This window comes from Enterobacter cloacae complex sp. IR5428 (genome assembly GCF_049238585.1).
Classification (GTDB): Bacteria; Pseudomonadota; Gammaproteobacteria; order Enterobacterales; family Enterobacteriaceae; genus Enterobacter; species Enterobacter intestinihominis.
On the sequence record NZ_JBMKHV010000011.1, the window covers coordinates 138,214 to 150,371 of the forward strand.

The 12,158-nt window shown below is 55.3% G+C and carries 11 protein-coding genes; 3 read left to right on the plus strand and 8 right to left on the minus strand.

Going from position 1 to position 12,158, the window contains the following annotated elements; genetic code table 11:
- Positions 1 to 92: 92 nt before the first annotated feature.
- Positions 93 to 839 (plus strand): 4'-phosphopantetheinyl transferase family protein, encoded by a 747-nt coding sequence (locus ACOTXC_RS16870; RefSeq protein WP_063150665.1) that lies wholly within the window; start codon positions 93 to 95, stop codon positions 837 to 839.
- Between the two features lie 36 nt (positions 840 to 875).
- A complete protein-coding gene (locus ACOTXC_RS16875) occupies positions 876 to 1,442 on the plus strand; it encodes an NADPH-dependent FMN reductase (RefSeq protein ID WP_022649881.1) in 567 nt (188 codons plus the stop codon).
- Positions 1,443 to 1,533: 91 nt separating this feature from the next.
- On the opposite strand, the gene adeP is transcribed toward ACOTXC_RS16875, so the two are convergent.
- Positions 1,534 to 2,871, minus strand: coding sequence for an adenine permease AdeP (gene adeP / locus ACOTXC_RS16880; protein WP_139152660.1), 1,338 nt, complete (start codon positions 2,869 to 2,871; stop codon positions 1,534 to 1,536).
- Between the two features lie 165 nt (positions 2,872 to 3,036).
- Here adeP and yieH point away from each other — a divergent pair, with 165 nt between their 5' ends.
- Positions 3,037 to 3,702 carry a 6-phosphogluconate phosphatase gene (gene yieH / locus ACOTXC_RS16885; RefSeq protein ID WP_022649879.1) on the plus strand — a complete coding sequence of 222 codons (666 nt, stop codon included), beginning with the start codon at positions 3,037 to 3,039 and terminating at the stop codon, positions 3,700 to 3,702.
- Between the two features lie 85 nt (positions 3,703 to 3,787).
- Here yieH and phoU read toward each other — a convergent pair whose 3' ends face one another.
- The 7 genes from phoU to glmU all read right to left on the minus strand — a co-directional run bounded on the left by phoU (position 3,788) and on the right by glmU (position 12,097).
- Positions 3,788 to 4,513 carry a phosphate signaling complex protein PhoU gene (phoU, locus tag ACOTXC_RS16890; RefSeq protein WP_003861153.1) on the minus strand — a complete coding sequence of 242 codons (726 nt, stop codon included), beginning with the start codon at positions 4,511 to 4,513 and terminating at the stop codon, positions 3,788 to 3,790.
- Positions 4,514 to 4,539: 26 nt separating this feature from the next.
- On the minus strand, positions 4,540 to 5,313 hold the full coding sequence (pstB, locus tag ACOTXC_RS16895; RefSeq protein ID WP_003861154.1) for a phosphate ABC transporter ATP-binding protein PstB: 774 nt from the start codon (positions 5,311 to 5,313) through the stop codon (positions 4,540 to 4,542).
- Positions 5,314 to 5,360: 47 nt separating this feature from the next.
- Complete coding sequence (gene pstA / locus ACOTXC_RS16900; RefSeq protein WP_022649878.1) at positions 5,361 to 6,251, minus strand: phosphate ABC transporter permease PstA; 891 nt, start codon at positions 6,249 to 6,251, stop codon at positions 5,361 to 5,363.
- Positions 6,251 to 7,210 carry a phosphate ABC transporter permease PstC gene (gene pstC / locus ACOTXC_RS16905; RefSeq protein ID WP_022649877.1) on the minus strand — a complete coding sequence of 320 codons (960 nt, stop codon included), beginning with the start codon at positions 7,208 to 7,210 and terminating at the stop codon, positions 6,251 to 6,253. Before pstC ends, pstA begins: the two co-directional genes overlap by 1 nt.
- A 127-nt stretch (positions 7,211 to 7,337) precedes the next feature.
- Positions 7,338 to 8,378: a phosphate ABC transporter substrate-binding protein PstS gene (pstS, locus tag ACOTXC_RS16910; protein WP_022649876.1), complete on the minus strand. Its 1,041-nt coding sequence runs from the start codon at positions 8,376 to 8,378 to the stop codon at positions 7,338 to 7,340.
- Between the two features lie 278 nt (positions 8,379 to 8,656).
- Positions 8,657 to 10,486 carry a glutamine--fructose-6-phosphate transaminase (isomerizing) gene (gene glmS / locus ACOTXC_RS16915; RefSeq protein WP_032626716.1) on the minus strand — a complete coding sequence of 610 codons (1,830 nt, stop codon included), beginning with the start codon at positions 10,484 to 10,486 and terminating at the stop codon, positions 8,657 to 8,659.
- 240 nt (positions 10,487 to 10,726) lie between these two features.
- A complete protein-coding gene (gene glmU, locus ACOTXC_RS16920; RefSeq protein ID WP_022649874.1) occupies positions 10,727 to 12,097 on the minus strand; it encodes a bifunctional UDP-N-acetylglucosamine diphosphorylase/glucosamine-1-phosphate N-acetyltransferase GlmU in 1,371 nt (456 codons plus the stop codon).
- Positions 12,098 to 12,158 lie beyond the last annotated feature (61 nt).

Consider the following 12,158-nt stretch of genomic DNA (forward strand, 5'->3'; position numbering starts at 1 on the left):
CTTATTTCTATTTACTGATTAAAACAGAAGCTGAGTTAAGCGATAATCATGTAACCGTTTAACCGACTACGACCATTATCAGGGAGCGAAAAATGGCTACGCACTTTGCACGAGGAACATTAACGGAAGGGCATCTCGTATCGGCCAGAATTTCTTCAGCCTGTCACAGTGAGGCGCTCAAACTACCTGAACACCGCAGGACGCGGTTTTTAGCCTCCAGAGCGCTCCTCGCAGAACTGCTTTTTATGCTGTACGGCACCAGCGAACTACCGGACATACTCACCCAGCCAGAAGGTCGCCCGGTTTTTGCGGACCCGGCACTCCCCCATTTTTCCATTGCGTACACTGGCAACATTGTTGGCGTCGCGCTGACGACTGAAGGTGATTGCGGCCTGGATATGGAGCTGCAACGCGTCACGCGCAGCTTCCATGGTGCTAACGCGCTCGATGAATACCCGCTCTCCAGCAATGAAAAGCTGTGGATACGTAACCAGAACGATCCCGTTGAAGCCAGAGCGCAGCTCATCACCCTTCGCCAGAGCATCCGTAAACTGAGCGGCGCGGCTTCAGACGACGCCAGCCTGTTGCAGCTGCTTCCCGGCTCCGGACGCCTGCGCGCGACAAAAGCCTCGCTGGTAGAGGCGCTCAGCGACGCTGAGGACGTACTGATCTGGTCCGTTGCGGTGAGCCCCGCCATCGAACGGTTGAAAATCTGGGAGTTTGACAGTATTCGCGGTTGGCGTAGTCTTCCGGATGTACCTGAGCGCGCCAACGAGCCCGCCGCGCGCCTGATGCGATTAACCAGTTTACCGGCAGAAAAAGCATACACCCATAGCTGATCCGTCCAGGGTCATCATGATGAAACAGGAGTAATCATGTCTGATACGTTGAAAGTTGTTACGTTACTGGGAAGCCTGCGCAAAGGTTCGTTTAACGGGATGGTAGCGCGCACGCTGCCGCAGCTGGCGCCTGCGGGAATGGAGATCAGCGCCCTGCCGTCTATTGGCGACATCCCGCTTTATGATGCTGACGTTCAGCAGGAAGAAGGGTTCCCGCACAGCGTGGAGGCGATAGCCGAGCAGATCCGTCAGGCTGATGGTGTAGTGATTGTAACGCCAGAATATAACTACTCGGTTCCGGGGGGTCTGAAGAACGCGATTGACTGGTTATCCCGTTTACCGGAGCAGCCGCTGTCAGGCAAACCGGTGCTGATCCAGACCAGCTCAATGGGCGCCATCGGCGGTGCGCGCTGCCAGTATCACCTGCGACAGATCCTGGTGTTCCTGGATGCGATGGTGATGAACAAGCCGGAATTTATGGGCGGCGTGATTCAGAACAAAGTCGACCCGCAGACGGGTGAAGTGGTGGATCAGAGTACGCGTGACCATCTCTCTGGTCAGCTGACTGCGTTTGGGGATTATATTAAGCGGGTTAAAACCTGATAAAAAAGCCCGGTGGCGCTAGCGCTTACCGGGCCTACACTCGTCAGTAGGTCAGGTAAGCGAAGCGCCACCTGACACCACAAACCGCACCTTAGTGCGCGTCAATAAACACAATCTTGAGCACAAACAGCAGCGCCACAATCATCACGCACGGGCTGAGTTCGCGGAAACGGCCGGTACCGATCTTCATCACACAGTACGAGATAAAGCCCAGCGCGATACCTTCGGTGATCGAGAAGCTGAACGGCATCATCACCGCGGTAATAAACGCCGGAACGGCTTCCGTCAGATCTTCCCACTTCACGCGCGCCAGGCTCGAGGTCATCAGCACGCCGACGTAGATCAGCGCGCCAGCTGCCGCGTACGGTGGCACCATCCCCGCCAGCGGAGAGAGGAAGATCACCAGCAGGAACAGCAGACCCACGACTACCGCCGTCAGGCCAGTACGGCCGCCCACGGACACGCCGGAAGAGGATTCAATGTAAGCGGTAACAGACGAGGTGCCGATGAAAGAACCCGCAACGGACGAGATGCTATCCACATACAGCGCCTGCTTCATGCGCGGGAATTTGCCTTTCTCGTCCGCCAGACCCGCTTTGTCCGTCACGCCAATCAGCGTACCGGAGGAGTCAAACAGGTTGACCAGCATGAAGGAGAAAATCACTCCGGCCAGACCCAGGTTCAGCGAGCCCGCCAGATCAACGTGACCAATCACGGTAGAAACGCTCGGTGGCGCAGAGACAATACCGCTGTAATGCACGTCACCCAGCATCCAGCCCAGCAGCGTGGTCACGATGATAGAGACCAGCACCGCAGCGTGGATGTTACGCGACGCCAGGATCGCGATAATAAAGAAGCCCAGCACGCCCAGCAGCACGCTGTGAGAGGTCAGGTTACCAATGCTCACCAGCGTTTCCGGGTTCGCCACGATTACGCCAGCGTTTTTCAGCCCCATCATGCCGATAAACAGACCGATACCGCTGGTGATACCCACGCGCAGGCTCACGGGAATGTTCGCAATCATCCAGTAGCGCACACGGAAGATGGTCAGCAGCAGCAGGCCGACCGCGCCCCAGAAAATAGCGCCCATCCCGACCTGCCACGGCAGGCCCATCGCCTGAACCACCACGAACGCAAAGAACGCATTCAGACCCATTGCCGGGGCCAACGCCACGGGCAGATTAGCGAAAACGCCCATCAGGATGCTGCCAAGCGCCGCGATCAGACAGGTGGTAACAAAGACGGCGCTGGTGTCCATGCCAGCCACGCCCAGAATTTGCGGGTTAACGAAAACGATATAGACCATCGTCAGGAAGGTAGTAAAACCGGCGATCACTTCGGTGCGTGCCGTTGTGCCGTGCTCGCGCAGTTTGAACACGCGCTCAAGCAGCCCCTGACCAGATGTCTGGGTAGTGTGTTGTTGACTCATCATCAATTTCCGAACAAGGAGGGAAAATTCGTCGCTATCCTATACCAAAATGCGACAATAGTGGCGGTTACGGGATACTTTTTTCATTGATTTTGCTTATACGGCAACGATTGCGTCTCGTTAAACTGTCGTACGTAAACGTTAAACTTGTTAAAAGGGAAAGGCATGTCCGGAATTGAAGCGGTATTTTTCGACTGTGACGGTACGCTGGTCGACAGTGAGGTCATTTGTTCCCGCGCGTATGTCGCCATGTTCCAGGAATTTGGCATTACGCTCGATCTCGAAGAGGTGTTTAAACGCTTTAAGGGCGTGAAGCTGTACGAGATCATCGACATCATTAACGAAGAGCACGGGGTGGATCTGGCGAAAGCGGATCTGGAACCGGTGTACCGCGCCGAGGTCGCACGCCTCTTCGACGCCGAGCTGGAAGTTATCGCCGGCGCTAACGCGCTGCTGGATGCGATGACGGTGCCGATCTGCGTGGTCTCTAACGGCCCGGTCAGCAAAATGCAGCACTCACTCGGCAAGCTGGACATGTTGCACCACTTCCCGGAAAAACTGTTCAGCGGCTACGATATCCAGCGCTGGAAGCCGGATCCGGCATTGATGTTCCACGCGGCGAAGGCGATGAACGTCAACGTGGAGAACTGCATCCTGGTGGATGACTCGTCTGCGGGCGCGCAGTCGGGGATTGATGCGGGGATGGAGGTGTTTTACTTCTGCGCCGATCCGCACAACAAGCCGATCGATCATCCAAAAGTGACGACCTTTACAGACCTGGCGCAGCTGCCGGAATTGTGGAAGGCGCGCGGGTGGGATATTACTCGCTGAAAAAACAAAGCCGGATGGCGCTAACGCTTATCCGGCCTACAAGGATCGTAGGGCGGGTAAGCGATAGCGCCACCCGCCACACACATCACTCTTTCGGATCTTTACCCGCCAGCAGCTTGTCCAGCTCGTCGCCGCCCACGTGACGGAAATCTTGTCCCTTCACGAAGTAGAAGATGTATTCGCAAATGTTCTGGCAGCGGTCGCCAATACGCTCAATTGAGCGCGCGCAGAACAGCGCGGTCAGCACGCTTGGAATGGTACGGGAATCTTCCATCATGTAGGTCATTAGCTGACGCACTATGCCTTCGTATTCCTGGTCAACTTTCTTATCTTCACGGTAGATACGGACCGCTTCGTCCAGATCCATGCGCGCGAAAGCGTCCAGCACATCGTGCAGCATCTGCACGGTGTGGCGACCGAGAGACTCCAGGCTCACCAGCAGCGGCTGGTGCTGCTGGGAGAATTTCTCCAGCGCGGTGCGGCAGATTTTATCCGCCACGTCACCAATACGCTCCAGCTCGGCGATAGTTTTGATGATCGCCATTACCAGACGCAGGTCGCTCGCGGTTGGCTGACGCTTGGCAATGATGCGCACGCACGCTTCGTCGATGGCGACTTCCATCATATTGACGTTGTGATCGCCTTCGATAACGCGCTTCGCCAGCTCGCTGTCCTGGTTGTGCATTGCCGTAATCGCATCAGAAAGCTGCTGCTCGACCATGCCGCCCATGGTCATCACCTGGGTGCGAATGCTTTCCAGCTCTGCGTTAAACTGGCCGGAAATGTGTTTATTAAGATTGAGGTTGTCCATGGTTTCTCCACATGCACTAAGGCAAATCAACCGTAGCGGCCAGTAATATAATCTTCGGTTTGTTTCTTCGCAGGACGGGTGAACAGCGCGTCCGTATCGCTGAACTCAATCAACTCGCCCAGGTACATAAACGCCGTGTGGTCAGAACAACGGGCAGCCTGCTGCATGTTGTGAGTGACGATCACCACGGTGTAATCCTGCTTCAGCTCGGTGATCAGCTCTTCGATACGCCCGGTTGAGATCGGGTCCAGGGCTGAGCACGGCTCATCCAGCAGCAAGACTTCCGGGCGAATGGCGATACCGCGCGCAATGCACAGACGCTGCTGCTGACCACCGGAGAGAGAGTACCCGCTCTGGTGAAGTTTATCTTTGGTTTCGTTCCATAATGCGGCCTTGGTCAATGCCCACTGCACGCGCTCGTCCATATCCGCACGGGAGAGCTTCTCAAACAGACGCACACCAAAGGCGATGTTGTCATAGATCGACATCGGGAACGGAGTGGGTTTCTGGAACACCATCCCCACTTTCGCACGCAGCAGGGCGATATCCTGGGTATTGGTCAGGATGTTGTCACCGTCCAGCAGAATTTCACCTTCTGCGCGCTGCTCCGGATAGAGCGAATACATTTTGTTAAAGGTGCGCAGCAGCGTGGATTTACCACAGCCAGACGGACCGATAAATGCCGTGACCTGGTTCTTCGCGATATCCAGGTTGATATTCTTCAGGGCATGGAATTTGCCGTAGTAGAAGTTCAAATCACGAACCTGAATCTTACCCGGGGCAGTATCAACCATACTCATTGACTCATTTCCTCATTCGGCGCCGCGATGTGCCGCGCCGTAAAAATTTAACCGTGTTTCTGCTTCGCGAAAATGACGCGCGCCAGAATGTTCAGCAACAGTACGCAAAGGGTGATGATCAGCACCCCGGCCCAGGCCAGCTGCTGCCATTCCGCGAATGGGCTCATCGCAAATTTAAAGATCGTCACCGGCAGGTTGGCGATCGGCTGCATCATGTCCGTACTCCAGAACTGGTTGGAGAGGGCGGTAAACAGCAGCGGTGCGGTTTCACCAGCGATACGGGCGATAGCCAGCAGGATACCGGTCATGATCCCCGAGACGGACGCTTTCAGGGTGATCGCCGAAATCATTTTCCATTTCGGCGTGCCCAGCGCGTAAGCCGCTTCACGCAGGCTGTCCGGCACCAGTTTCAGCATGTTTTCAGTGGTACGAATAACGATAGGCACCTGCAACAGCGCCAGCGCAATCACACCCGCCCAGCCGGAGAAGTGTTCCATTTGCGCCACCACGATGGTGTAAACAAACAGACCTACCACTATCGACGGGGCAGAAAGCAGAATGTCGTTAATAAAGCGGATGACTTCAGCGATCCAGGACTTGCGGCCATACTCCGCCAGATAGATACCCGCCATGATGCCCAACGGCGTACCGAAAACGGTCGCCCACAGGATCAGCAGGCCGCTGCCCGCCAGGGCGTTTGCCAGGCCACCACCCGCCGTGTTTGGCGGCGGCGTCATCTCGGTGAACAGCGCCAGGGACATTCCATCAATACCACGGGTGATGGTGGACATCAGGATCCAGATCAGCCAGAACAGGCCGAACGCCATCGTGGCCATGGAAAGCGTCAGCGCAATGCGGTTTTTAATCCGGCGCTTTGACTGCATTTTGCGACGAGATTCCGCAAGCTGAGCGGTGTTTTGCATGTCGAGAGTCGCCATTAGCGTGCCCCCTCGTTTTTAGCCAGACGCATAATCATCAGCTTGGAGATAGCCAGCACAATAAAGGTAATAACAAACAGGATCAGACCCAGTTCCATCAGCGCTGCGACGTGCAGCCCGGATTCCGCTTCGGCAAATTCGTTCGCCAGCGCAGAGGTAATACTGTTCCCCGGCATGTAGAGCGACACGCTGTCGAGCTGGTAGGTGTTGCCGATGATAAAGGTCACCGCCATGGTTTCACCCAGCGCGCGGCCTAAGCCCAGCATGATGCCGCCGATCACCCCATTTTTGGTGAACGGAAGGACGATGCGCCAGATAACCTCCCAGGTGGTGCAGCCGATGCCGTAGGCCGACTCTTTCATCATCACCGGGGTTTGTTCGAAGACATCGCGCATGACCGCCGCAATGTACGGAATAATCATGATGGCGAGGATCACGCCAGCCGCCAGAATACCGATACCGAATGCCGGGCCAGAGAACAGGGCGCCCACAAACGGAACGGCGGAGAGAACATTACCCACCGGCTCCTGGAAGTACGTCGCAAACAGCGGAGCAAAGATAAACAGGCCCCACATGCCGTAAACGATACTTGGGATGGCCGCCAGCAGTTCAATGGCGATACCCAGCGGACGTCGCAGCCAGCCTGGTGCCAGCTCCGTCAGGAACAGGGCAATACCGAAGCTTACCGGCACCGCAATCAGCAGAGCGATAAAAGAGGTCACCAGCGTGCCGTAAATCGGCACCAGCGCACCGTAAATATCGTTCGGCGCATCCCACTCTTTGGTCCACAGGAAGGCGAAACCAAATTTTTGAATGCTCGGCCAGGAGGAGAAAATGAGGGACACGATAATGCCGCCCAGCAGCAATAGCACAATCAGCGCAGCCAGTTTCACCAGCGCGCTGAAAATCATGTCACCTTTTTTACCCGGAGGGTTAAATGCAGGCTTGGTTGCAGCCATAAATTACTCTTCTTTATGAGACGTCTTACGAATATGCCCGGTGGCGCTGGCGCTTACCGGGCCTACAGGATGAACCGTAGGGCGGGATCGCTGCGCGCCACCCGCCATCTTCGTCAAAAATATCCTGTTAGTACAGCGCTTTACCGCTGCTGTCTTTCACGTTGGTTTTCCATGCAGCACGGATCTGCTCAACCACGCTGTCTGGCAGGCTGGCGTAATCCAGGTCATTCGCCTGTTTGCCGCCGTTTTTGTATGCCCAGTCGAAGAACTTCAGCACTTCAGCACCCTGCTCAGGCTTCTTCTGCTCTTTGTGGACCAGAATGAAGGTGGTAGACGTGATAGGCCATGCATCGTCGCCTTTCTGGTTGGTCAGGTCCTGCGCGAAGGATTTGCTCCAGTCAGCGCCTTTTGCGGCGTTAGCGAAGTTCTCTTCGGTCGGGCTAACCGGTTTGCCGTCAGCAGAAACCAGTTTGGTGTAAGCCAGGTTGTTCTGCTTCGCGTAAGCGTACTCTACATAGCCGATAGAGCCAGGCAGACGCTGTACGAAGGCAGCGATACCGTCGTTGCCTTTACCGCCCAGACCGGTTGGCCAGTTAACGGTAGAGCCGGAACCGACTTTAGATTTCCACTCTTCGTTCACTTTCGCCAGGTAGCTGGTGAACACGAAAGAGGTACCAGAGCCGTCAGCACGACGAACCACCGCGATATTCTGCGAAGGCAGCTTAACGCCCGGGTTCAGTTTCGTGATGGCTTCGTCATCCCATTTTTTGATTTTGCCCAGATAGATATCACCCAGGGTTTTGCCGTCCAGCACCAGCTCGCCTGATTTCAGGCCAGGAATGTTAACAGCCAGCACAACGCCGCCGATCACGGTCGGGAACTGGAACAGGCCTTCCTGATTCAGTTTCTCATCAGACAGCGGAGCGTCGGATGCGCCGAAATCAACGGTATTCGCGGTAATTTGTTTTACGCCACCGGAGGAGCCGATACCCTGATAGTTGACCTTGTTACCGGTCTCTTTCTGGTAGGTATCCGCCCATTTGGCATACACCGGCGCAGGGAAGGTTGCACCAGCGCCAGTCAGGCTTGCTGCTGCGAAAGCAGAGAAAGCGCTCAGAGATAAGGTCGCGGCGACAACAGTTGCGACAGTGGTACGCATAACTTTCATAATGTCTCCTGCAAGGATTTCGTAAATCATTGTTTAAGTGGCTACGATGAGCAAAATAGGACAAACAGGTGACAGATAAATGTACGAAATATGACAGTTTTATGACAAAGAAAATTTCACTTAAAATTAAGCAAAAATCCATAAATAAATCATAAACTTAATGATTATTATGACAGCTTGTTTTCAGTAATATTTTCTTTATGTGACACTGATAAAATAGCTGAAAATGACGGATTGTCATAAAAAAAGGCTCCACCGGATGGCGGAGCCTGGAAGGATTATTCTACGGTAACGGACTTCGCCAGATTTCGCGGCTGGTCAACGTCGGTGCCTTTGATCAGCGCGACGTGGTAAGCCAGCAGTTGCAGCGGTACGGTGTAGAAGATCGGCGCAATCACCTCTTCCACATGCGGCATCTCGATGATGTGCATGTTGTCGCTGCTGGCGAAACCGGCATCTTTATCCGCAAAGACGTACAGTACACCACCACGGGCGCGCACCTCTTCGATGTTAGATTTCAGTTTTTCCAGCAGTTCGTTGTTCGGTGCCACCACGATAACCGGCATATCCGCGTCGATCAGCGCCAGCGGACCGTGTTTCAGCTCGCCTGCCGCGTAGGCTTCCGCGTGGATGTAGGAGATCTCTTTCAGCTTCAGCGCGCCTTCCAGCGCGATAGGGTACTGATCGCCACGGCCCAGGAACAGAGCGTGGTGCTTATCAGAGAAATCTTCAGCCAGCGCCTCAATGCGCTTGTCCTGAGACAGCATCTGCTCGATACGGCTCGGCAGCGCCTGGAGACCGTGAACGATGTCATGCTCAACGGAAGCATCTTCGCCTTTCAGACGCGCCAGCTTCGCCACCAGCATCAGCAGAACGGTCAGCTGAGTGGTAAACGCTTTGGTGGAAGCGACGCCGATTTCGGTGCCCGCTTTAGTCATCAGCGCCAGATCGGATTCACGCACCAGCGAGGAGCCCGGTACGTTACAGATGGCCAGCGAACCCAGGTAACCCAACTCTTTAGACAGACGCAGCGCCGCCAGGGTATCGGCCGTTTCGCCAGACTGGGAAAGAGTGATCATCAGGCTGTTACGGCGCACAGCGGATTTACGATAGCGGAACTCAGATGCGATTTCGACGTCGCACGGCACGCCCGCCAGGGATTCAAACCAGTAGCGAGAGACCATACCGGAGTTGTAAGAGGTACCGCAGGCCACGATCTGAATGTGCTCGACTTTGCTCAGCATTTCGTTGGCATTGGCGCCCAGCTCGCTCAGATCCACTTCACCATGGCTGATGCGCCCGGTCAGGGTGTTTTTAATGGCGTTTGGCTGTTCGTAGATCTCTTTCTGCATGTAGTGACGATAAGCACCTTTGTCGCCCGCGTCGTATTGCAGGTTTGATTCGATTTCCTGGCGCTTAACCTGCTCGCCTTTCGTGTCGAATACGGTCACGCTGCGACGTGTCACCTCGGCAATGTCGCCCTCTTCCAGGAAGATAAAGCGACGGGTAACCGGCAGCAGCGCCAGCTGGTCGGAAGCGATAAAGTTTTCACCCATGCCCAGACCAATCACCATCGGGCTACCGGAACGCGCGGCCAGCAGCGTGGACGGGTCACGGGAATCCATGATCACCGTACCGTAAGCACCACGCAGCTGAGGGATAGCGCGCAGCACCGCATCACGCAGTGTACCGCCCTGTGCCAGCTCCCAGTGCACCAGGTGAGCAATCACTTCGGTGTCGGTTTCAGAGACGAAGGTATAGCCGCGCGCTTTCAGTTCTTCACGCAGCGGTTCGTGGTTTTCGATAATGCCGTTATGCACCACCACAATGTGTTCAGACACATGCGGGTGTGCGTTGCCTTCAGATGGCTCACCGTGAGTCGCCCAGCGGGTATGCGCAATACCGGTGCCACCGTGCAGCGGATGTTCCTCCGCCGCCTGGGCCAGCATCTGCACTTTACCGAGACGACGCAGACGGGTCATATGACCTTCTGCATCGACGACAGCCAGACCGGCTGAGTCATAACCACGGTATTCCAGACGACGTAAACCTTCGAGAAGGATTTCAGCAATATCACGCTGCGCAACTGCGCCAACAATTCCACACATAGTTAGATTTCCTGATTATGGCGTTATGCCATGCGTTGTCGCTGACCTGTATTTGCCCTTTCCGGGCACCCCGAGCCTTGTAGAGAGTGGGGTTATTTTTATGGGTACTGCTGGTGGGGGGAGGATTATGTTATCCCCTCACCCCGGCCCTCTCCCCAAAGGGGAGAGGATGAAAACCGCACCATTCAGTTCCCCTCTCCCCTATGGGGAGAGGGTCAGGGTGAGGGGTGTATATTGTCGTTACTTTTTCTTCACCGGGCGTTTCCAGCCCTGCTTACTGACCTGCGGAACGCGGCTTAACACCAGCTCGTTCTCGGCCACATCGCGCGTAACGGTTGTCCCGGCGGCAATGGTCACGCCTTTGCCCACGGTAACAGGCGCCACCAGCTGGGTATCGGAACCTACAAACACGTCATCACCGATGATGGTTTTAAACTTATTGGCACCGTCATAGTTACAGGTAATCGTCCCTGCACCGATGTTTACGTTGTCGCCAATTTCCGCATCGCCCAGATAGGTCAGATGACCGGCTTTCGAGCCTTTACCGAGACGTGCTTTTTTCATTTCCACGAAGTTACCTACATGAGCGCCTTCCAGCAGCTCAGCGCCCGGGCGCAGACGCGCAAACGGGCCGATGGTACAGGCGGGATCCAGACGCGCATCTTCTACCACGCTGTACGGGCTGATTTCGCAGTCGTCACCGATCACGCTGTTTTTAATCACACAGCCGGTGCCGATTTTGACGCGGTTGCCCAGCGTGACGTTACCTTCCAGGATAACGTTAGTATCTATTTCAACGTCGCGCCCGTGGGTCAGCGTGCCACGCAGATCGAAACGCGCCGGATCGCGCAGCATAACGCCCGCCAGCAACAGTTTTTCTGCCTGCTCGGACTGGTAAATACGCTCCAGGCGTGACAGCTGTAGACGGTTGTTTACCCCGTCCGTTTCGCTGATACGCGCCGGATGAACGGCAGCAATCTCACGCCCTTCCTGGTACGCCATCGCAATGATGTCGGTGATGTAGTATTCACCCTGCGCGTTGTTATTATTGAGTTTGGACAGCCAGCGCTTCATATCCGCACCGTTCGCAATCAGGATGCCGGTGTTGATCTCCTGAATCTGACGCTGTTCGTCAGTGGCATCTTTATGCTCAACAATCCCGGTTACCTTGCCGTTTTCACGCGTAATGCGGCCATAGCCGGTTGGATCGTCCAGCACGACGGTTAACAACCCAATGCCACCCTGCGGTTTGGCTTCACGCAGGCGAGTGAGGGTTTCAACGGAGATCAGCGGGACGTCGCCGTAGAGCATCAGGATGTCTTCATCATCAGCGAAGAAGGGTGCAGCCTGCTGCATTGCATGACCCGTACCCAGCTGTTCTGCCTGTAGCACCCAGTTGAGATTGTCGTCACGCAGCGTTTTTTTCAGCAGATCGCCGCCATGTCCATAAACCAGATGCACCTGGCTGGCGCCTAATTCATTAGCTGCATCAATAACATGCTGCACCATTGGCTTTCCTGCCAGCGTGTGGAGCACTTTAGGCAGATCGGAATACATGCGGGTACCTTTGCCTGCGGCAAGGATCACCACGCTCATCGCACTGTTTAACATACGCATCCTGACGGTAGTTTGTGTGAGAAGTAAAAACGTTTGATGCTTAAAATTCTACATC

What these genes read in the sequence shown, in the direction of transcription:
- pstS (WP_022649876.1), bottom strand. Translation starts at nt 8,378, where the DNA reads ATGAAAGTTATGCGTACCACTGTCGCAACTGTTGTCGCCGCGACCTTA.
- ACOTXC_RS16875 (WP_022649881.1), top strand. Translation starts at nt 876, where the DNA reads ATGTCTGATACGTTGAAAGTTGTTACGTTACTGGGAAGCCTGCGCAAA.
- glmS (WP_032626716.1), bottom strand. Translation starts at nt 10,486, where the DNA reads ATGTGTGGAATTGTTGGCGCAGTTGCGCAGCGTGATATTGCTGAAATC.
- glmU (WP_022649874.1), bottom strand. Translation starts at nt 12,097, where the DNA reads ATGTTAAACAGTGCGATGAGCGTGGTGATCCTTGCCGCAGGCAAAGGT.
- adeP (WP_139152660.1), bottom strand. Translation starts at nt 2,871, where the DNA reads ATGAGTCAACAACACACTACCCAGACATCTGGTCAGGGGCTGCTTGAG.
- phoU (WP_003861153.1), bottom strand. Translation starts at nt 4,513, where the DNA reads ATGGACAACCTCAATCTTAATAAACACATTTCCGGCCAGTTTAACGCA.
- pstB (WP_003861154.1), bottom strand. Translation starts at nt 5,313, where the DNA reads ATGAGTATGGTTGATACTGCCCCGGGTAAGATTCAGGTTCGTGATTTG.
- pstA (WP_022649878.1), bottom strand. Translation starts at nt 6,251, where the DNA reads ATGGCGACTCTCGACATGCAAAACACCGCTCAGCTTGCGGAATCTCGT.
- ACOTXC_RS16870 (WP_063150665.1), top strand. Translation starts at nt 93, where the DNA reads ATGGCTACGCACTTTGCACGAGGAACATTAACGGAAGGGCATCTCGTA.
- pstC (WP_022649877.1), bottom strand. Translation starts at nt 7,210, where the DNA reads ATGGCTGCAACCAAGCCTGCATTTAACCCTCCGGGTAAAAAAGGTGAC.
- yieH (WP_022649879.1), top strand. Translation starts at nt 3,037, where the DNA reads ATGTCCGGAATTGAAGCGGTATTTTTCGACTGTGACGGTACGCTGGTC.